A 19,201-nucleotide genomic window follows, 5' to 3' on the forward strand; every position below is an offset into this window, starting at 1 on the left:
CAGTCCAACGGGGATAAATCCCCTCGCCACAAAGCCGGCTCCATCACGGGACGGTGTGAATCGCCACCCTCTATTTCAAGGTGATCTCAATGTTACTCATCGCTTTCCTGGGCGGCATATTGACCGTCCTCAGCCCCTGCATCCTCCCGGTCGTACCCTTCCTGTTCGCCGGTGCCGACCGTACACGCTCGTCGATCATGCTGACCCTCGGCGGTATGGTCCTGACGTTTGCCCTGATCTCCAGCCTGGCCGTGGTCAGCAGTGAATGGGTAATCCAAGCCAGCAATACCGGGCGTCATGTGGCATTGATCGTGATGGTGCTGTTCGCCCTGTCGCTGATTTCCGCACGAGTCGGCGACTGGTTGGCGCGTCCGTTCGTTGCGCTGGGTAATCGCATCGACCCCAACAGCCGCAAAATGTCCGGCCCGTTCAGCTCGATCATGATCGGTGTCGCTACCGGCCTGCTCTGGGCACCCTGCGCCGGGCCGATCCTCGGGGTGATTCTCACCAGCGCCATGCTGCAGGGCGCGAACGCCGGGACCAGTCTGCTGCTGGTGGCCTACGGCTTGGGTAGCGCATTGTCCCTGGGCACCTTGATCTTTGCCGGTCGTGGCCTGGTCAATCGCTTGAAGCCGTCGATCCCGGTCACTGGCTGGTTGCGTCGTGGTGCCGGTGTGGCGGTGTTGGCCGGTGCGGCGGTGATTTCCACGGGAGCAAACGATGTGCTGCTGGCCAACACCTCGTCGGAGGGCGTCAGCAGCGTCGAGAAAGGCTTGCTGGAAACCGTGCCGAAAGTCGTCGATTACTTCGTCAGTAAGGTCAAGGCTGAATCCATGGACAACGCCCAAGGCGCCATGCCGTCGCTGGCCGGTGCGGTGGAGTGGATCAACTCGCCAGCGCTGACCAACCAATCGCTCAAAGGCAAAGTGGTGCTGGTGGACTTCTGGACCTTCGACTGCATCAACTGCAAGCGCACCCTGCCGTACGTCAAGGACTGGGCGAAGAAGTACGAGAAGGATGGCCTGGTGGTGATCGGCGTGCACACCCCTGAGTACGGGTTCGAACGCATCATCGACAACGTCAGGGACAAGGTGAAGGAATACGGCATCACCTATCCGGTAGCGATCGACAACAACTATGCGATTTGGCGCAACTTCGACAATCAGTACTGGCCTGCCCACTACCTGATCGATGCCAAGGGTCAGGTGCGGTACACGCACTTTGGTGAAGGTAGTTATGAAACTCAGGAGAAGATGATTCAGCAGTTGTTGGAAGAGGCCAAGGCCACTGTTCCAGCGGTGTAGGAGCTGCCGAAGGCTCGGGCCGCGTTCGGACGATCTTTTGAGTTATCAATGGCTCACTTCACCGTGGGCCATTGGTCGTTTTTCCTGACTGCGCCGCCACGCCGCGGGCGGCGCTCCATACTCACGGCGAAAGGCCCGACTGAACGCTGTGTCGGTCTGATAACCTACCTCCTCGGCGATGCGCATCAACGAACTGTTACTGCTGCGTAACAGATTGGCCGCCAGCAACATGCGCCATTGCGTCAGGTACTGCATCGGCGTAACCCCCACCAGTTGCGCAAAGCGTTCTGCCAGGACCGATCTTGAGGTGCCGGCGGTGCGCGCCAGTTCATCCAGCGTCCAGGCGTGGCAGGGTTTCTTGTGCAAGGCGTTGAGGGCCGCACCGACGATCCGGTCGCTCACGCCGGCCAGCCAACCGGTTCGACCCTTGCCGTGTTCGTGCATGTACAGGCGTAGCACTTCGATGAACAGCACCTCGGCCAGTTTCGCCAGCACGCCTTCGCCGCCAGGCCTTGGCGATCGTGCTTCGGCCAAGGCATAGCGCACCGAAGATTCCAGCCAGATGCCGGCGTTCGAACCGCGCACATTGACCCTGACCACGGGCGGCAGTCCTGCCAGCAACATACCGGCCAAACGCGTGTCGCAGGCCAGGTAGCCGCACACCAGACGCGTCACCGCGCCGCCACCGCCATAACTCAACTGCCGCGGGCGCCGCGCCAATACTTCGTCGAGGCGCGCACCGCTGGCGGGCGTCAACCCAGGTTTAGAACTCATGCGATGGGCGTGGCCCTGGGGGAATATCACCACGTCGCCGGGATTGAGCAGCAGCGGCGGATCATCGCCCAGTTCGACGTAGCACTCGCCCTCGGTGATCAAGTGAAAGATCACCACCCGTTCGGCGCCGGGTTCCAGGAACGGTGCCGCCGTGTCGGCGCTTGGCGACTGATAGCACCAGGGCGCGGTGAACCTGGCGTTGATGAAAATCGCGCCGACCAGGCGGACGACGCGCAGGGTCTGTGACAGGGCGTCCATGGGCGTTTTCCCGTGCGGGGGTTTCTGATTGTGAACGCGTCACGGCATAAGGTGAATTCTCCGGACGATCGGGCAGTGTTGGCCGACGATCGGACAGGACGCCGATGGACGTCAGAGCGATAGTTCGCACACAGGGCCACTGCCGGTCCTGTCATCAAGAACAATAAAGTGAGGTTGCTATGCCCAAGTTCGTCATTGAACGCGAGATTCCAGGCGCCGGAGCACTGTCAGAAAGGGATTTGAAAGCCGTCTCGCAAAAGTCCTGCAGGGTGTTGCGCGAGTTGCCAGAGGTGCAATGGCTGCAGAGTTATGTCACAGGCGACAAATTGTACTGCGTGTACATCGCGCCGAACGAGGCGCTCATCAGGGAGCATGCCAGGCAGGGCGGTTTCCCGGCCAATCGCATTTCCCAGGTCATGAACATCATCGATCCCACCACGGCTGAGTAAGCGTGCGCGCGATCCTGTTCCAACCCAGAGATCGTATCCATGAGTACACCCATTGATCTTACTGCCCTGAAAACCCGTCAAATGGCTGCTTGGGCCAGTGGCGACTACGCCGTGATCGGCACCACCTTGCAGATCGTCGGCGAGCAACTGGCTGAGGCCTGCGACCTGTTGTGCGATGAGCAGGTGCTGGACGTTGCCGCCGGCAACGGTAATGCGACCCTGGCCGCCGCGCGTCGCGGTTGCAAGGTAATGTCCACCGACTACGTGGCCGCACTGCTCGAACGCGGTGAAGACCGCGCCCGTGCGGAACGTCTGAACGTGACCTTTCAGTTGGCTGACGCCGAAGCGCTGCCTTTCGCCGATGCCAGTTTCGACGCTGTGCTTTCAACCTTCGGTGTGATGTTTGCACCCGACCAGGCCAAGGCCGCCTCGGAGCTGGCGCGAGTGTGTCGCCCGGGTGGCCGGATCGGCCTGGCCAACTGGACGCCGGAAGGTTTCGTCGGCCAGATATTCAAGACCCTGGGCCGGCACATGCCGCCACCGCCAGGCGCGCAACCGCCGTCGCAGTGGGGCACTGAAGCCTGGCTGCACAAACACTTCGACGAGCGCGACTTCGTGGTGCAGGTGACTCGCCGGACCTTCAACTTCCGCTATCGCTCGGCCGAGCATTTCATCGACACCTTCCGCAGCTGGTACGGTCCGATCCACAAGGCCTTCGCGGCACTGCCACCCGATGGCGCCAAGGCCCTGGAAGACGACCTGACCGAACTGCTCAACCGCCTGAACCGGGCGGGCGACAAGTCGATGGTGGTGCCCAGTGAATACCTGGAGGTGGTGATCACAAGGCGTTGAGACCCAATACATCGGGCGGTCATTCATCCAGCCGCTCGGTGTACACCACCCACACACTGCACGGCATCTTGTACAGCAGGTGCTCCACCGTGCTGCCGATCAAGCGTCCCATGCCGCGATGGCCGAGACGGCCCATGACAATCACATCGACGTCGAAGGCATCGGCGTAGCGGGTAAGGACCTTGGCCGGGTTGCCCATGATCATGTGCCGTTGCGGTTGTGCGATGCCATTGCGTTCGGCCAGTTCGTTGAGGGCCTCCAGCTGCGCGTCATACAGGGTCTTGTACTTGGTCGAGGAAAAGGACACCGAGCCGTTGTCGAAACCGAATTCGTCCATGCTGATGGACGAAAGGTCATAGGCATACACCACATCGAGTTCGGCATTGCAGGCACTCGCCAGTTTCGAAGCTTCGTGCAGGATTCGGTCGTTGAAACTCTTGTAGTGATCATCACGATGGAAGGGGTCGACGGCGGCGACGACTTTGCGTGGCAGCGCGTTGACCGCGTGGCTGACGAAGTGTAACGGCACCGGACACTCACGCAGCAGATGCACGTCCAGCGGGGTGAAAATCAGCCGCGACAGCAACGACTGGTGTTCCAGCGCCTTGATCAGCACGTCCATCGGCTGTTCCTTGAGGTGAATCAGGATTTCCTCCAGCGGGTTTTCCACCCACGCCACTTCCGTTGTGACGGTTACGCCGATTTTGCGCAGAGGCCGGGCCTGGTCTTCCAGCCACTGACGGTGGCGATCGACGTAACCCAGGCGCATCTGTTCCAGCGCCTTTTCATTGACCATGCCAGCCGTGGCCAGGCCTTCCAGATAGTCGAAGGCCACGATGTGCAACGCCGCGCCCTCCGCCTTGGCCAGCGCGGCCGCCCGGTCGAAGGCGGGACTGTGTTCCATCAGCGACGAAGTCACCAGCATGAAGCGAGATTGACCAGACATGACAAACCTCCCGTGGGGTAGAGACGGCGGTTGTTTGGTTCGGCTTCAATCTGTAGGAGCGAGCTTGCTCCGGGCGGCGTTCCGACGAAAAACCTGAGAGCACCGCGGGGTGTCAGGCTCCCCGCGTCATCGTTGACCTCCATCGCGAGCAGGCTCGCTCCTACAGTGGATCGTGTACAGCCGCGAGAGTGGCGTGCGGGTTGTCTAAACAACCTTCGCACCTCGCGCCTCAAGCAACTCGCGCAACACCGAGCGATGACAATGCGCTTCATTTTCACAATAACACCCCACGGCCAGTGAGGTGTGATGCGAAAGCTCCGCCAGCAGATCGAGCAACTGGCTGGGGGCAGGGTGGTTCATTTCGGCCTTGAACTTGCGCCTGAACGCATTCCAGGCCTTGTCGTCTTCAGCGGCCTGGGCCTGGTGAACCAGCTCCGGGCTGGGCGAAAGCAGCGGCTGCCATACATCGTAAAAATCCCGGGTGGCAAACTCGGCTTTTGGTACGCCACGGGGTGGACGGCGCACAGTGCCCAGGCGCAGGCCTTCGTCGGGTTTTCGGGGGGAGCCGAGCCGCACGATATGGATAGGCATGGCGTCATTTGAGCCGCGATTCGTCGAACCACTCAAGCGCGGTACGCCAGAAGCAGATCCCCAGGAAGTACGCCGACATCAGCAGCCAAAGCCCCATGACCATGGGATTGATCACGGGATGGTTGATCACCAGCGACAGGCTGCACAGCAGCCAGATTGCCGTCACCGCGATATTGATCGGCATGAAGCGGCGCACGCGGAACGGATGCAGGAATTTCATGCGGGTGAGGGTCAACAGCGCCAGGCCGATTACGGTAAGGAAGGTGATCCAGGGTGACGGCGCGATGATGTACAGGCACAGCGCAACCACGTTCCACGCGGCGGGGAAGCCCTGGAAGTAGTTGTCCTTGCTTTTCATGTTGACGTTGCAGAAACAGAACAGCGACGACACCAGGATCAGGGACACGGTCAGCAGCAGCGTGTAGTCCGGCAACGGGATGTAGCGATAGATGAACAGTGCCGGGATGAACACATAGGTCAGGTAGTCGATCACCAGGTCGAGAATCGAACCGTCGAAACTCGGCAGTACCGACTGCACATTGACCTTGCGCGCCAGCGCGCCGTCCAGACCATCGACGATCAGGGCCACGCCCAGCCACAGCAGGCAACTGGTTGGCTGGTTATCGAGCAGGGCGAGGGTCGCGAGGAAGGCAGTGACCACGCCGGTGGCGGTAAAACCATGGGCACCCCATGCTTTGAGCCTGGCGATGTGTAGGGTCGATATCACGGGGGGCGTTCTCCAAAAAGTGAAGCAAGCCAGTCAACGCCCTCATCTAGCGGGCGGCGGCAAACCGGGTGGGGTTGCAGGTATCGACCGGGTATCCGGGAATAAGGTTCACCCCCTATGAATCTTAGCTGCGCCGTAAAAAAATACCCCGGATTAATCGATTGTGTGTCAGCCAGACGGTGGTAGCACATTTGTGCGCGAGGGCTATCGTTGTCTGACTGGATCACTCCCTTCGATGAGGACGTCGTCATGAACACCAGCGATCTGCTCGAACAATTACTGCGGGCCGGCCAGGGCTCGATGGCGCAACGGGGCGGCGGGGGGGCGTCGGCGCAAGGTGGCCTGGGTGACCTGGGCGGATTGCTTGGCGGCCTGTTGGGCGGTGGCGGGGCCAGCAGTGCCGGCGCGGGCGCGGGCGGCATGGGCGGCCTGGGCGGCTTGGGCGGCTTGCTCGGAGGCTTGCTGGGCGGAGGTTCGCCGATGGGCGGCGCACCGCAGTCGCGTTCCGGGGGTGGTACCAATTATGCCGCGCTGGCTTCGCTGGGGATGATGGCATTCCAGGCCTATCAGGCCTGGCAACGCAGCCAGACCGCGCAGCAACAACAGGCGCCGCAACAGGCGATGCGTACGGTGGACATGTTGGCGGGACCGGAAGTCGAGGAACACAGCCATGCAATCCTGCGGGCATTGATAGCGGCGGCCAAGGCCGATGGCCGGTTCGACGACACTGAGAAGCAGATGATCAATGCCGAAATCGCCCGGCACACTGATGATCCGCAATTGCAGCAGTGGCTTGATGAGGAAGTCGCCAAACCGCTTGACCCTGCCGAGGTGGCACAGTCGGCAACCGACTCCGGCATGGCCGCCGAGATGTACCTGGCCAGCGTGATGCTGGTGGATGATCAACAGGATGCCGAGCGCAGTTATCTGGATGGACTGGCAGCGGCGCTGGGCATCGAGCCGGATTTGCAGGTGCATCTGGAACAGCAGGCCCACGGCACAGCCTGACGAAACACGTACAGGGGGGCGGGGACTATCAGGAAGTCTGTGGTTCGGGCACCAGGAACGTCACGCCAAAGCGCTCGGCCACCTCGAATATCCGCGGCAGATCCTCGGGTACCTTGAAATGGTCCATCGCCGTAAAAAACTGCCCGCCCCGCGGATCGGAGACCACGCCGATCATCTTTGCGGTGGGACTGACGTTCTTGTAGGCATGAATCGACCCCGCAGGAATATGCACATAGCCCCCAGCCGAGACGGTGGTGGATGTGCCTTCGACGGTCACTTCGACCTGACCATCCACCACGTAGAACGCTTCGTCCCAAGGGTGAAAGTGCGGGGGTGGGCCGCCGCCTTGCACGCCTTCCTGGATATGCATTTCAAAGGGTTTGCTCAGATCGCCGCCGGCAAGGACAGTGATCGTTTCGCCAACGACGTTGACCGATGCCGGTGGGGCCTGGAGGACGTGAACCGTGCGCATGATTGCTCTCCGCAGATGAGGCAGCACCCGCCGATTGTATGCTCTTGAACGCTTGCCGACAGCCATGGCACGGGGCCGTCTGTCCGGGCAATTTCGACGGCGATGGAATTTTTCTCGCGCTGACTCGCTCTGCTGTGAGAGGGAAGTGCTGATTCAGCGCCCTGCAGCGACCCGCGGGTGAGCCATGAACAAGAACCTCGATGACTACAACCGCATGCGCGACTTTTCGGCGACGTCGGAACCGGTCGCCGTCAAGCCCACGGGCAGAAAAAACGCCAAGGCTCATGCCTTGCAGTTCTGCATCCAGAAGCACGATGCCTCGCGCCTGCATTTCGACTTCCGCCTGGAACTCGATGGTGCGCTCAAGAGCTGGGCGGTGCCCAAGGGGCCATCGCTGGATCCCAAGGTCAAGCGCCTGGCGGTGCATGTCGAAGACCATCCGCTGGATTACGCCACCTTTGAAGGCAGCATCCCCGAAGGCCACTACGGTGCCGGCGATGTCATCGTCTGGGACCGTGGCGTGTGGATTCCCCAGGACGACCCGGCCAAGGCCTACGCCAAGGGCCGGCTCAAGTTCGAACTGCAGGGCGAGAAGCTCGGCGGCCTGTGGAACCTGGTGCGCACGCACATGCCGGGCAAGCAGGAGCAGTGGTTCCTGATCAAGCATCAGGACGGTGCCGCTCGGCCAGAAAGTGATTACGACGTGGTCGCCGCCGAGCCCGACAGCGTGCTCAGCGAACGGACCATCGTAGCCAAAGCACCCAAGACGGCCATACCCAAGGCCATCAAACAGCCGGCGGCCCCAACTCGTAAAGAGCCGCGCAAAGAAACGCGCAAAGAAAAGTCCGCGCCACTCACCGGCGCCCGCAAGGCCAACCTGCCGGACCAGATCAAGCCGGAACTGGCGACGCTGGTGGAAAAGGCCCCGGGCGGTGAGTGGAGTTATGAGGTCAAGTTCGATGGCTACCGGATCATGGCGCGCATCGACCACGACGAGGTCAAACTCTTCACCCGCAACGGCCACGACTGGACTCACAAATTACCTGGCCAGGCCAAGGCGCTGGCCGGCCTGGGCCTGGAATCGGCCTGGCTCGACGGCGAAATGGTGGTGGCCGACGAGCAGGGCGTGCCGGACTTCCAGGCCTTGCAAAACGCCTTTGAGGCCGGCCGCAGCGGCAACATTCTCTACTACCTGTTTGATTTACCCTATCTCAATGGTGTGGACCTGCGCGAGGTGCCCGTCGAGGAACGCAGGGCTGCGCTCTCGACCGTGCTCAAAACCAGCAAAGACCCTCTGCTGCGCTTCTCCGACGCCTTCGGCGAAGACCCGGAAGCCTTGCTCAATAGCGCCTGCCAAATGCAAATGGAAGGCCTGATCGGTAAACGCCTGGGGTCGCCCTATGTATCCCGACGTAGCGGCGATTGGGTCAAACTCAAGTGCAAGCATCGACAGGAATTCGTCATCGTCGGCTTCACCGATCCCAAAGGCTCACGCAATGCCTTCGGTGCGTTGCTCTTGGGGCTGCATGACCGGGACAGCGGTGAGTTGCGCTACGCGGGCAAGGTCGGCACCGGGTTTACCGAGGCGACCCTCAACAGCATTCATGCACAACTCAAACCCTTGCAGACGAAGAAACCCGCGGTGGTCAACCCGCCCAGCGGTGCCGAGTTCAAGGCTGTGCATTGGCTCAAGCCCAGCTTGCTGGCGGAAGTGGCCTTCGCCGAAATGACCAAGGACGGCTCGGTGCGCCACGCGGTGTTCCATGGCCTGCGTGACGACAAACCTGCCAAAGACGTTACCGAGGAGCGTCCGACCGCCGTGAAAACTGCCCCCGCGAAAACAATCGCCGCCGCCAAACCTTCCGCCGCGAAGAGGAAAGCCGAACCTGCGCCCTCTCAGATCGGCCTGGACCAGGGCAAGGTGCGCATCACTCATCCGGACCGGGTCATCGACGCCAGCAGCGGCGCGACCAAAGTGCAACTGGCGCAGTACTACGCCAGCGTCGCCGAGTGGATTTTGCCGCAGCTCAAGGACCGTCCGGTGGCGCTGGTACGTGCACCGGATGGCATCGCCGGCGAACTGTTTTTCCAGAAAAACGCCGAGCGCCTGGCGATCCCCGGCATCACTGCCCTCGACCAGAAACTCACTGGCCAGCCGATGATGGTCATCAACAACGCCGAGGCCCTGATCGGCGCGGTGCAGATGAGCACCGTCGAACTACACACCTGGAACGCCACCTCGGACAACCTCGACAAACCCGACCGTTTCATCCTCGACCTCGACCCGGACCCGGCGCTGCCGTGGAAACGCATGGTCGAGGCCACCCAGCTGACCCTGACGGTGCTCGACGAACTGGGGCTCAAGGCGTTCCTCAAGACCAGCGGCGGCAAGGGCATTCACCTGGTGGTGCCGCTGACCCGCAAGCTCGGCTGGGATGAGGTCAAGGACTTCAGCCACGCCATTGTCAGCCACATGGCCAAGATGCTGCCGGAGCGTTTTTCCGCAGTCTCGGGGCCGAAGAACCGGGTGGGGCGGATCTTCATCGATTACCTGCGCAATGGCTTGGGCGCAACCACCATCTGCGCCTATGCCGTGCGCACCCGCGAAGGGTTACCGGTGTCGGTGCCGATCTACCGTGAAGAGATTGCCGAGCTCAAGGGCGGCAACCAGTGGGATATTCACAATGTTCACGAACGCCTGACCGAAGTGGGCGACGGACCTTGGGCGGACATGAAGAAAACCCGGCAGACGATTACTGCCGAGATGCGACGGCGGGTCGGGATGAAAAAATAATGTAGCGTGCTTCTGCTTCTGTAGGAGCGAGCATGCTCGCGAAGAACCCGAGAACGCCGCTGGGTATCAGGCTGCCAGCGTTATCGTTCACGACCATCGCGAGCATGCTCGCTCCTACAGAAAGCAGAAAAGCAGTCCGGTTACTTGAGGAACGCCTGGAAGTCAGTGCCCAGTTTGTCGATCGCCGCCTTGAAATCCTGCGCGGTGATTTTCTGGCTTTCGTTTGAAAGCTGCGTGCCGAACACCTTGCGCACGACCTTGGCCACGGTCTGGTTGCTTTTCGCGTCTATGAACTCGGCTTCGATAAACAGTTCGGTGTCCTGATCCCTGTGCCCGGTGGCTGCCTGGGTTGCCCCGACGACGGCAGCAATGGGCACGACTTCATACCATTTCATGCCTTCATTGGAGGCGCTCACGCCCGTGATGGCGGCACGCATGACCAGGACTTTCGAACCGGCCGGCGCTGCATTCGGACTGGACACTACCCGGTATTTCTGGCCGAGCGTGGCTTTGGCCTTGCTGCTCATGTAGTTCTGAATGTCCATGAGGGTCTGCTGGTTGACCCGTTCATTGGGCTTGGGCGCCGGATACATTTCCAGCCGGTTGAACGCGACCGTGTCATAGGCGTCCGCGTTCCACGACGGGCTCACCCAACGCATCGCCGTGCCACCGCTGGGCGTTTCGACTTGCTGCAGGTTGTTGTAGTTGGAAAGGTAGCCTGAGTACTGCTCCTTCTCGGTGACTTTCGACGTACAACCGCCGAGCAGGAGCCCGGCCAGGGCAGTGCCGACGAGCAATTTTCGGGTCAGGTTCATAGTGCTGTGTGCTCCTTGGATAAAGTCGTTTTTTGTTGGCAGACAATCAGAAACGCCAGGTCATGTTTCCGGTCACGGCTTGAATCCAGGCACTGTCGAACTGACCGGAAGTTCGATTGCCTGACGTGGATTTGGTCTGGTCCACCGGCATATCGCCAAGCCACACCATGGCCCAACTGACGTTGACATCGGTGTCCTTGTTCACAGCATAGGTGGCTCCTGTCGCAATGCGCCAGGATTCGGCCATCGGCACGGTCAGGGTGCGGTCGCGGTCCGAGACGGGACTGCTGTCGTAAGCCACTCCGACGTTCCACAATAATTGCGCGGTGGCCTGGTATTGCGCGCCGAGCGCCAGTTGCCAGGTGTCTTTGTAGTTGGCGTCGATGGTTGTCGATCGAGCATCGATCGCCGTGGTGTCGACCTGCACCCCGACCTCGCCGAACTCAGACCAGTCTTGCCAGTTGACCGAGGCCAGCAAGGCCCATTGCCGGTCGAGCTGCTGGAACAGGCTCAGGGTCACGGTCTGCGGCACCGTCATGTCGAGCTGGGTGTTCAGGCCATTCAACCGATCCAGTGCCGGACCGTTACCCTTGATATCCAGCCCGTCTTCGAAATCCAGATCGACCTTGCTGGTGTAGGTCAGGCCAATGCGCGTACCGGCCTGTGGGGCGTAGATCACCCCGACGTTCGCGCCAACACCCCAATCCTCGTCTTTGTACTTGAACTGGCCGTCGCCGCGGTCGGTGAAGCCGAATGGCTCGCGGTCGATAGCGGTCTGGGCTTGCAGCATGCCGTACATGGCTTTGACGCCGACGCCCACCGACCATTGCTCGTTGAAGCGGTAAGCCACACTCGGCACAAAAGACAAACCGCCGAGGCTGGCGTTCTGTGAGAAGTAGCGTCCAGACCAATCGTTGTCGTAATTGACCGCCAGGCCAAAGTCAGCGTACTGGCCGAAGCCGACGCTCCAGTGGTCGTCCAGTTCATGGGTGATGAAGAAACTGCCGCCGGGAATCGGGTCGAGGGCGTTGCCGCTGCCACTGCCCGGGACATTGGTGTCGTCGTCGCGATTGAACTCGAGATTGCCGTAGAGCACCTGCACGCCACCGGTGATTTGCGTGCCCGGCAGATAGCTCATGCCCGCAGGGTTGCTGGCGATGGTGGAGGGGCCCTGGGCCCGCGCGGCGGCACCGGCGTTGGCGAGGCCGGCATTATCGGTGCCAATTTCATAGAGCATGATGCCGCCGGCCTGGGCTTGCTGGCAGCACAGCGCAAGCAGGGTGAAGGCGGGCAGGGCGGAAATTTTTAGCTGCATATGAATTCCCTACTGCGTCAATAAACGTCCGTCACGGACGCGGGTGGCCAGTGTTGGCCACCCGAATACTCGACTGCTTACTTGGCCATTTCCGCCCGGGCCGCAGCGATCTTGGCTTTGACCGAATCCAGGTTGAAGCTCGCGCCTTTTTGCATTGGCGGGAACTCAATCGCGGTTTCAGCCAGTTTAGCTACCTGCTGCTGGACGAAGACGAATCGCCAGAATTGGAACTTGAACCAGTCGAAGTACTGCTGCGAGCCTTGAGCCGCCTGATTTTCCGGCCAGCCCATGCGCTCGAACGGATCAAGGCGAAGGTTGGTCAGGATCGGTACATCGACTGCCACTTTGGCACCCATCCAGCCACCCGGTTGATCTATGAAACGGTACTTGTAGTCATCAATGCGCACCGCGCCGAGTGCACTCTCACCAAAGTAGAAAATCTCATGGCGGTTGGACGGACCTTTGCCGGTGATCATCGGTGTCTGGTCATAGCCGTCGAGGTGCACCTTGTAGGTGGTATCGCCCAGTTGTTTGCCCTTGAGCAATTCTGCCGTGATGTTCGGATTGCCTGCCGCCGCGACCAGGGTCGGGAACCAGTCCATGCCGGACATGATGCCGTTGGCAATCTGATTGGCCGGCACCTTGCCTGGCCAGCGAATGATTGCCGGAACCCGGAAGCCGCCTTCCATGACGGTGCCCTTGCCCATGGCAAACGGGGTCGTGCCGCCATCCGGCCAGGTGAAGTTTTCCGCACCGTTGTCCGTGGTGAAGATCACGATGGTGTTGCCGTCCATGCCGTCTTTTTTCAGCTTGGCCATGACGTCACCGACGATATCGTCGAGTTGCGCCATGCCGGCTTCCTGTTCCGACCAGCCGTTCTGCGCGTTGCGCATGGCTTCGTATTTGTCCGAGAGGTGAGTGACGATGTGCATGCGGGTCGGGTTGAGCCAGACGAAAAAGGGTTTGTTGTCCTGCTTGGCCTTGTCGATAAAGCTGAACGCCTTGTCGCGAATCTCGTCGTCGACGGTTTTCATCCGGTCCGGATAGAGCGTTCCGGCGTCTTCGATTTTCTGCTTGCCGACCTTGCCCCAGCGCGGCATGACAGTGGTGTCGTCGGTGCTGGTAGCCCAGCTGTGGACCATGTTGCGCGGGCCGACGGTCGCGAGCAGCTCCTGCGGATAGTTGGGGTGCGCCGGATCTTCCATGGCATCAAGGTGGTAGAGGTAGCCGAAGAATTCGTCGAAACCGTGAACGGTGGGCAGGAATTCATTCAAGTCGCCCAAGTGATTCTTGCCGAACTGGCCGGTGGAATAACCCATGGCCTTGAGGGCGGTGGCGATGGTCACGGCTTCGGCGGGAATGCCGACGGGAGAACCGGCCTGGCCCACGGTCGTCATACCGGTGCGGATCGGCAATTCACCGGTAATGAAATTGGCGCGTCCTGCGGTACAGCTGGCCTCGGCGTAGTAGTCGGTAAAGCGCATGCCTTCAGCGGCAAGTTGATCGAGGTTGGGCGTTCTACCGGCCATCATGCCCTGGTTGTAGACGCCAATATTGGACCAACCGATATCGTCGCCCATGATCACCACGATGTTGGGGGCCTTGTCGGCGGCATGGGTCATGCCGGGGAGCAAGATTGCGGACATCAGTATGGGGACGGCGAACATCGAAGTCAGCGTTGTTCGGTTCATGTCGAACTCCTGCGTACTTGCGTTAGTACCCTGAGACGAACCCCCGAGCGCCATTGAGTTTTGCAACCCCCGCGAAGAGCGTAGGTTCGAATGGCGAAATTTCCAGTTATTGGTAATCGGTGTTTCAAGTCCTTTACACCGGGGGCCGGCTCCGGATAAAGGAGCCGGCCACGCTACGTGGCGGATCAGAAACGGTAGTTCAAGCCCAACGTCAGCGAACGCTCCGGTGCCGGTTGGCGACCCCATGGGCTGGTGTCGATGCCACGGAAGTAATACTCGCGGTTGAACAGGTTGCTGACCCCGGCCGAGGCGGTCAGGACGCTGTGGTCCTGCAACTTGAATTCCCGTTCGATGGCAGTGTTCCATACCCAATACGCCGGGAGCTTGCCCACGGATGCCGTGGCATCTTCGTCGCCGGAGTTGGCAGCGTCGGTGTAGGCGCTGCTGACGAACAGGCCGTCGAGGCTGTAGGTCCAGTGTTCGGCGAAGTGATAACGACCGTCGATGTTGAACTGGTTGCGCGAGGCGTACGGCACTTCGTTGTCCTTGAAGTTGCCGTTGCGCTGTTTGGCATCGAGGTAGGCGTAGCTGGCGTGCAGGTCGAGATCAGGCAGGGCCGACGGGGTCCAGAATACTTCGGTCTCGATCCCCTGGTGGCGCGTGCTGCCGAGGTTGACGAAGCGATCGATAGTGGCGTTGTAGACGATCTGATCGCTGAAATCGATGCGGTATACACCGAAGTCCACGCGCAGTCCTTGCCATGGCGTGTAGCGCACCCCGGTTTCATAGTTCCACGCCAGTTCGGCGCCGACGTCGCCTTCCTTGACGATCTGCGTGACCTGCGGTGGGCGCAGGGATTTCTGTGCGTTGGCGTAGACGAACCAGTCATCGCTGGCCTGATAGCCCAGGGTCAAACCTGGCAGCCATTCCTCGGATTTGTTTTCGTGTTCGAAGCCGGTGATGCCGTCGTCGTAGTTCATCGTCGCGTTTTCGTAACGCACGCCCGGCGTGATGGTCAGGCGGTTATCCAGCAGGCCGATGGCGTTGCTGAGGTAGAACGCCTTGGCCTCGTCGTCGAAGGTCCAGTCGCGGAACGGCGTGGTCCGGCCCGTGGCCAGGCTTTCGCGGTTGACCTTGTAGTCGATGTCTTCGCGCACGTAGCGCGCACCCAGCAGCCAGGTCTGGCTGAGCCGGTCGCCATCGATGCTCATGCTCAGGCGCGGTTCGCTGCCCCAGACCTTGAAGTCGCGCGGGCCGTCCTGTTTGGTCACTGCCGCGCCGTCCGGGGTGAAAGGCAGGCCGACCACGAAGTTGCGGTAGCTGTTGTGGGCGAAGTTAGTCCAGCTGAACTCTACCGAGTCGAAAGGTCCCATCGCGCCGAGCTGTTGGGTGTAGGTGCCCCAGAACCGGTCGGTGTCGCCTTCGAAGCGGTCGAGCGGGCGGGTCGACTGGCGCGGGTCGTCCTTGTAGTCCTTGACGCTGAGGGCACCGGCCAGGTCCATGTCGGCCTGGTAACGCTGCACGCCGAAGCTCAGGTCGCGGTCAGCGTCGATGTTCCATTGGCCGCGTAGGCGATAATTCTGGATATCGCTGTCGGAGTGCTCGCGGGCGGTGTCGCCGTTGATCGTGTTGAGGTCCAGTTGCAGGCCGAAATTGTCGGTCAGGTAACCGCCGGTGCCCAGGTAGGTATCCCACAGTTGATGACCACCGGCATTGAAGGTGGTGCGTTCCTGCAAGGTGGTTTCCCACTGTTTGGGAATCGGTTTGCTGATGAAATTGATAACGCCACCGACGTTGTTCGGGCCGTATTGAACGGCTGCGCCACCGCGCACCACATCGATGCGGTCGACCGTCGCCAGGGTCACCGGGAACAGCGACAATCCGGTCTGGCCATAGGGCGCCAGCGCCAAAGGGATGCCGTCAGACAAGGCTTGGACCCGGCCGCTGCGGCTTTCATACAGGCCACGCACAGAAATCTGCGGCAGGGCGCCAGTGCCGGTTTCGTCGAAGATTTTCACACTCGGCACGCGCTGCAAGGCTTCGTCGACGCCGCGCACGCTGGCTTTGTGCAAGTCGGCTTCCTTGACCATCGATCGGCTGCCGGGGTAAGTGAGGATTTCCGGGTCGGTCGCGCCACCCAGCACGTCGCCACGGATCACCATGGGGGCGATGTACTCGACCTGGGCCGGCGTGGCGGCGGCGGGTGCCGGGTTTGGCGCCGGAACAATGATGAAGGTGTGCTCGTCGCGCACCTGTGATTGCAGGCCACTGTGGTCGAGCAGTTGCGCCAGGGCCTGTTGCGCTGTGTAGCTGCCCTTGAGTGCCTGGGTGGTTTTGCCTGCCGTGATGTCGCTGGCGAAAATGATCTGCACCGACGATTGTCGCGCCAGGGCATTGAGCGCCTTGTCCAGGCTGGTGCCCGGCAGGTCGAGCTCGACCTTTTCCTGCGCGTGGGCCTGTGCCGCGAGGACGAGCAGCAGGCTGGCGGCAAGGGCGGACAATGGCAAATGCCGGCGGTGTTTCATGGACGGTGTTCCTTGGAAAGTGGGGGCTGTACTGACTAGCCGCCACGAGCGCGGGAAAACCCTACCTCCCTCGAAATTTTTTTCGGCGTACAGGCGTATTTGTGGCGAGGGGATTTATCCCCGTTCGGCTGCGAAGCAGTCGTAAATCTGAACACCTCATTCTGCCTGAACGGACGCACGGGACCGCTTCGCAGTCCAACGGGGCGGTGCGACGTTTCGCTAAATCCCCTCGCCACAGCTTTCTTCTTCGGCTCTTGGCAATTATTTTTTTGTCGCCTTGCGCCGCACGTGAAGGGTGCCATCTGCCTCGGCATTGAGGCTCAGCGGCAGGATGCTCGGCAACAGGTTCAGCAGATCCTCGACGTTGCGGTTATCGAACACGCCGCTGATCGGCAGGCTGGCCAGGCTCGGGTCATCGAGGACAATCGCCGCCTTGCGATAGCGCTGGATCTGCGCCAGCGCCTCGGCCAGTGGCGTGCGCTCGAAGATCAGTCGACCGTCCTTCCAGGCGATGGTGGCGTCGGCGTCGATGGCCATCGGCGTGCGCAGGACTCTTTGTCGCACCTCGACCTGCTGGCCCGGCGCAAGCTCCACGGTATGCCTGGCTTCGGTGATGTCGTTGACCCGGACGGCGCCGCGTACCAGGTTCACCCGCACGGTGTCATTGAGATGGCTGACGCTGAACAGCGTGCCCAGCACGTTGACTTGCGCGACACCGGCATCGACCTGGAAGGGGCGTACCAGCGTTTTGGAAACGTCGAACAGCGCCTGCCCGGATTGCAATTGCACCCGTCGCGAGCGCAGATGCCAGGCGACCGTGGCCCGGCTGTCACTGTCGAGGGTCATGCGGCTGCCATCGGCGAGTTTGACCAGCCGGCGCTCGCCGACCAGGGTGTGGTACTGCTCGCTTTGATAGGCCGGGTCGAACCACGCCAGGCCCGCGCCGAGCAGCACCAGCAGCGCCGCCGCGCCGAGTGCCTTGCGCGGTTTGCGCGGGGTAGGGGTGGGCATCGGAAACCGGTTGCGCAGCTCTTCGCGGTGGCGCGCCAGGGCTTCTTCTTCGCGCGATGACGGATTTGGGGCAGGCGACTGGCTCATTGGGCATGCTCCGGGTCATCAACGCGATCAAGGTGTGCACGGCAGGCGGCCAGCCCCAGGCGCAGGTGTTTTTCCACGGTCTTCAAGGAAATGCCCATCCGCGCAGCCACTTCGGCCTGGGGCAATTCATGGATCTTATGCATGACGAACACCATCTGGCAGCGCGACGGCAGTTGGGTGATGGCGTGCGCCAGGCGTTCGAACTCCCGGGCCGCTTCATACTGCTGCGCGGGCAATGGCGCCTGGCACGTCGCTTCGGGCAGCTGCGGCAGGGCGTCCACCCAGGCCTGGCGCCGGCGCTCGCTGCGATAACGACTCACTGCCTGATCGTGGGAAATCTTGTGCAGCAACGCCAGGGGCGTATGGACGCCATCCTTTTCGCGTTTCTCCAGCAGTTGCACGCAGACGTCGTGCACCACCTCGCGGGCAAATCCGCGATCACCGAAACGTCGACGAACACGGTCGACCAGTTCGTCGTAATGACGCACCAGGGTACTGATCAGCGAGGGTTGGGCGGAATCGAAAGGCATGGCGGACCCGAAGCAAGGCAGAGCGGCAGCAAATATAAATGAGAAGTCTTTTCATTCATAGTGCTCAACGCGCTCTGCCTCATTTCCTCGAGACGAGGCGGCGAACATGCCTCGCCGCCTCGATGCCATTACTTGCCGGTAGCGGCTGCCAGTAGTGGCGCCACCTGTTCGTCAGTCAGTGCCGCCTGGACCTCCATGGACATGAGGTCGCTCCATTGCAGTACCCACTTCTGGATCGATACCGGATCATTGGCCTCGGCCACGCCAAAACCGGCCGCGCCACCGACGGCGTGCCAGCGGCCGAGCATCTTGACGCCTTCCGGTGGCGCGCCACCGGTTTTGAGAAAGCGTTCGATCGCACTGTTGCGATTGACCGAACTGATTTTCCAGCTGACGATGAACAACATCTGCTACCTCCTTCCAGGGATTGGCACCTGTCTGTCTTCGCGCACCGGGTTGGCGCCGGGACCACGGTCACGTTTGCCTTGCCAGCGTCATCCTGTCTGGCCTGAAACGATTGCTCCCTGCAGAAGGCATAGCAGCGTCGCGCACTTTACGTACGACCGCCGATCCTCTTTTACAGGGGGGGTGACAGGCGCCTGTCTCAGCGGTGAAACAGCGATGGGGCTGATCAGGCGTCGCGCAACAGGTCGTTGGCGTTGAGCAGCTCAAAGGCGATTTGCGGACGCTTCTCCATGGCCCGGCGAATCGCCGCCGGGATCGCTGCCCGGGTCTTGCGGCACAGTCCTGGCAGTTCGCCGATGTGAATACCGATACCGCGCATGGTCCGCACTTCATTGAAACCGGGGGCGATGTCCACGCGAATGCCCAATTGCTCGAACATCCGCCGTTGCAGGTGCTCGAGGTCCTGGAGGCTTTGCAGGCTTTCCAGGCGTTCGACCAGGCGTTTTTCTTCCGCGCGGGTCAGGAACAGGATGCGCAGGTCCGCACCGGGTGTTTCCAGCAGCGGGTCACGCCCGCAGTCGCAGGCGCCGGGCGGGCAGGGTTGGCGGATCGGAGCGGAGGTGGTCATGGGGTTCAATCATAGAGCG

Annotated in this window: 18 protein-coding genes; 5 read left to right on the forward strand and 13 right to left on the reverse strand. The window is 61.3% G+C overall.

The genetic code is table 11. The features are described 5' to 3' along the window. Nucleotides 1-89: 89 nt before the first annotated feature. Nucleotides 90-1,304, forward strand: a complete 1,215-nt coding sequence (locus ACA058_RS12395) for a cytochrome c biogenesis protein DipZ (protein ID WP_497639334.1) — start codon at nucleotides 90-92, stop codon at nucleotides 1,302-1,304. 45 nt (nucleotides 1,305-1,349) lie between these two features. Here ACA058_RS12395 and ACA058_RS12400 read toward each other — a convergent pair whose 3' ends face one another. Then, nucleotides 1,350-2,336 (reverse strand): AraC family transcriptional regulator, encoded by a 987-nt coding sequence (locus ACA058_RS12400; protein WP_497639335.1) that lies wholly within the window; start codon nucleotides 2,334-2,336, stop codon nucleotides 1,350-1,352. Between the two features lie 179 nt (nucleotides 2,337-2,515). Here ACA058_RS12400 and ACA058_RS12405 point away from each other — a divergent pair, with 179 nt between their 5' ends. Both ACA058_RS12405 and ACA058_RS12410 read left to right on the forward strand, forming a co-directional pair. Continuing rightward, nucleotides 2,516-2,785, forward strand: coding sequence for a DUF4242 domain-containing protein (locus ACA058_RS12405; RefSeq protein ID WP_497639336.1), 270 nt, complete (start codon nucleotides 2,516-2,518; stop codon nucleotides 2,783-2,785). Nucleotides 2,786-2,824: 39 nt separating this feature from the next. Beyond that, nucleotides 2,825-3,637 (forward strand): class I SAM-dependent methyltransferase, encoded by an 813-nt coding sequence (locus ACA058_RS12410; RefSeq protein ID WP_497639337.1) that lies wholly within the window; start codon nucleotides 2,825-2,827, stop codon nucleotides 3,635-3,637. A 19-nt stretch (nucleotides 3,638-3,656) separates the two neighbouring features. Here ACA058_RS12410 and ACA058_RS12415 read toward each other — a convergent pair whose 3' ends face one another. From ACA058_RS12415 to pcsA, 3 genes are all read right to left on the reverse strand, one after another. Beyond that, a complete protein-coding gene (locus ACA058_RS12415; RefSeq protein ID WP_497639338.1) occupies nucleotides 3,657-4,583 on the reverse strand; it encodes a universal stress protein in 927 nt (308 codons plus the stop codon). Nucleotides 4,584-4,787: 204 nt separating this feature from the next. Further along, nucleotides 4,788-5,174 carry a DUF488 domain-containing protein gene (locus tag ACA058_RS12420; protein WP_497639339.1) on the reverse strand — a complete coding sequence of 129 codons (387 nt, stop codon included), beginning with the start codon at nucleotides 5,172-5,174 and terminating at the stop codon, nucleotides 4,788-4,790. A gap of 4 nt (nucleotides 5,175-5,178) precedes the next feature. Further along, a complete protein-coding gene (gene pcsA, locus ACA058_RS12425; protein WP_497639340.1) occupies nucleotides 5,179-5,901 on the reverse strand; it encodes a phosphatidylcholine synthase in 723 nt (240 codons plus the stop codon). A gap of 249 nt (nucleotides 5,902-6,150) precedes the next feature. On the opposite strand from pcsA, the gene ACA058_RS12430 reads away from it, so the two are divergent. Next, nucleotides 6,151-6,909, forward strand: coding sequence for a tellurite resistance TerB family protein (locus ACA058_RS12430; protein WP_497639341.1), 759 nt, complete (start codon nucleotides 6,151-6,153; stop codon nucleotides 6,907-6,909). Nucleotides 6,910-6,937: 28 nt separating this feature from the next. Here ACA058_RS12430 and ACA058_RS12435 read toward each other — a convergent pair whose 3' ends face one another. Next, nucleotides 6,938-7,381 (reverse strand): cupin domain-containing protein, encoded by a 444-nt coding sequence (locus ACA058_RS12435; protein ID WP_497639342.1) that lies wholly within the window; start codon nucleotides 7,379-7,381, stop codon nucleotides 6,938-6,940. 184 nt (nucleotides 7,382-7,565) lie between these two features. On the opposite strand from ACA058_RS12435, the gene ligD reads away from it, so the two are divergent. Further along, complete coding sequence (gene ligD / locus ACA058_RS12440) at nucleotides 7,566-10,175, forward strand: DNA ligase D (protein ID WP_497639343.1); 2,610 nt, start codon at nucleotides 7,566-7,568, stop codon at nucleotides 10,173-10,175. 140 nt (nucleotides 10,176-10,315) lie between these two features. Here the strand turns inward: ligD and ACA058_RS12445 are convergent, their stop codons facing one another. The 8 genes from ACA058_RS12445 to ACA058_RS12480 all read right to left on the reverse strand — a co-directional run bounded on the left by ACA058_RS12445 (nucleotide 10,316) and on the right by ACA058_RS12480 (nucleotide 19,182). After that, the gene (locus ACA058_RS12445; RefSeq protein WP_497639344.1) at nucleotides 10,316-10,990 is read right to left on the reverse strand and encodes a DUF3313 domain-containing protein; all 675 of its coding nucleotides are present in this window, start codon (nucleotides 10,988-10,990) and stop codon (nucleotides 10,316-10,318) included. 46 nt (nucleotides 10,991-11,036) lie between these two features. Further along, nucleotides 11,037-12,305: an OmpP1/FadL family transporter gene (locus ACA058_RS12450; protein WP_497639345.1), complete on the reverse strand. Its 1,269-nt coding sequence runs from the start codon at nucleotides 12,303-12,305 to the stop codon at nucleotides 11,037-11,039. Nucleotides 12,306-12,382: 77 nt separating this feature from the next. Continuing rightward, nucleotides 12,383-13,996: an arylsulfatase gene (locus ACA058_RS12455; protein ID WP_497639346.1), complete on the reverse strand. Its 1,614-nt coding sequence runs from the start codon at nucleotides 13,994-13,996 to the stop codon at nucleotides 12,383-12,385. A 185-nt stretch (nucleotides 13,997-14,181) separates the two neighbouring features. Then, entirely contained in the window at nucleotides 14,182-16,521 is a 2,340-nt protein-coding gene (locus tag ACA058_RS12460) for a TonB-dependent siderophore receptor (protein WP_497639347.1), read from the reverse strand. A 261-nt stretch (nucleotides 16,522-16,782) separates the two neighbouring features. Next, nucleotides 16,783-17,619 carry a FecR family protein gene (locus ACA058_RS12465; RefSeq protein WP_497639348.1) on the reverse strand — a complete coding sequence of 279 codons (837 nt, stop codon included), beginning with the start codon at nucleotides 17,617-17,619 and terminating at the stop codon, nucleotides 16,783-16,785. After that, entirely contained in the window at nucleotides 17,616-18,149 is a 534-nt protein-coding gene (locus ACA058_RS12470) for an RNA polymerase sigma factor (RefSeq protein WP_497639349.1), read from the reverse strand. The genes ACA058_RS12465 and ACA058_RS12470 overlap by 4 nt, the downstream gene beginning before the upstream one ends. A gap of 128 nt (nucleotides 18,150-18,277) precedes the next feature. Further along, entirely contained in the window at nucleotides 18,278-18,556 is a 279-nt protein-coding gene (locus tag ACA058_RS12475; protein WP_497639350.1) for a DUF3303 domain-containing protein, read from the reverse strand. 224 nt (nucleotides 18,557-18,780) lie between these two features. After that, a complete protein-coding gene (locus tag ACA058_RS12480; RefSeq protein WP_497639351.1) occupies nucleotides 18,781-19,182 on the reverse strand; it encodes a hypothetical protein in 402 nt (133 codons plus the stop codon). Nucleotides 19,183-19,201: the final 19 nt, after the last annotated feature.

The organism is Pseudomonas sp. LBUM1649, assembly GCF_059716155.1.

What these genes read in the sequence shown, in the direction of transcription:
- ACA058_RS12430 (WP_497639341.1), top strand. Translation starts at nt 6,151, where the DNA reads ATGAACACCAGCGATCTGCTCGAACAATTACTGCGGGCCGGCCAGGGC.
- ACA058_RS12395 (WP_497639334.1), top strand. Translation starts at nt 90, where the DNA reads ATGTTACTCATCGCTTTCCTGGGCGGCATATTGACCGTCCTCAGCCCC.
- ACA058_RS12405 (WP_497639336.1), top strand. Translation starts at nt 2,516, where the DNA reads ATGCCCAAGTTCGTCATTGAACGCGAGATTCCAGGCGCCGGAGCACTG.
- ACA058_RS12475 (WP_497639350.1), bottom strand. Translation starts at nt 18,556, where the DNA reads ATGTTGTTCATCGTCAGCTGGAAAATCAGTTCGGTCAATCGCAACAGT.
- ACA058_RS12450 (WP_497639345.1), bottom strand. Translation starts at nt 12,305, where the DNA reads ATGCAGCTAAAAATTTCCGCCCTGCCCGCCTTCACCCTGCTTGCGCTG.
- ACA058_RS12480 (WP_497639351.1), bottom strand. Translation starts at nt 19,182, where the DNA reads ATGACCACCTCCGCTCCGATCCGCCAACCCTGCCCGCCCGGCGCCTGC.
- ACA058_RS12445 (WP_497639344.1), bottom strand. Translation starts at nt 10,990, where the DNA reads ATGAACCTGACCCGAAAATTGCTCGTCGGCACTGCCCTGGCCGGGCTC.
- ACA058_RS12410 (WP_497639337.1), top strand. Translation starts at nt 2,825, where the DNA reads ATGAGTACACCCATTGATCTTACTGCCCTGAAAACCCGTCAAATGGCT.
- ACA058_RS12400 (WP_497639335.1), bottom strand. Translation starts at nt 2,336, where the DNA reads ATGGACGCCCTGTCACAGACCCTGCGCGTCGTCCGCCTGGTCGGCGCG.
- ACA058_RS12455 (WP_497639346.1), bottom strand. Translation starts at nt 13,996, where the DNA reads ATGAACCGAACAACGCTGACTTCGATGTTCGCCGTCCCCATACTGATG.
- ACA058_RS12465 (WP_497639348.1), bottom strand. Translation starts at nt 17,619, where the DNA reads ATGAGCCAGTCGCCTGCCCCAAATCCGTCATCGCGCGAAGAAGAAGCC.
- ACA058_RS12435 (WP_497639342.1), bottom strand. Translation starts at nt 7,381, where the DNA reads ATGCGCACGGTTCACGTCCTCCAGGCCCCACCGGCATCGGTCAACGTC.
- ligD (WP_497639343.1), top strand. Translation starts at nt 7,566, where the DNA reads ATGAACAAGAACCTCGATGACTACAACCGCATGCGCGACTTTTCGGCG.
- ACA058_RS12420 (WP_497639339.1), bottom strand. Translation starts at nt 5,174, where the DNA reads ATGCCTATCCATATCGTGCGGCTCGGCTCCCCCCGAAAACCCGACGAA.
- ACA058_RS12470 (WP_497639349.1), bottom strand. Translation starts at nt 18,149, where the DNA reads ATGCCTTTCGATTCCGCCCAACCCTCGCTGATCAGTACCCTGGTGCGT.
- ACA058_RS12460 (WP_497639347.1), bottom strand. Translation starts at nt 16,521, where the DNA reads ATGAAACACCGCCGGCATTTGCCATTGTCCGCCCTTGCCGCCAGCCTG.
- ACA058_RS12415 (WP_497639338.1), bottom strand. Translation starts at nt 4,583, where the DNA reads ATGTCTGGTCAATCTCGCTTCATGCTGGTGACTTCGTCGCTGATGGAA.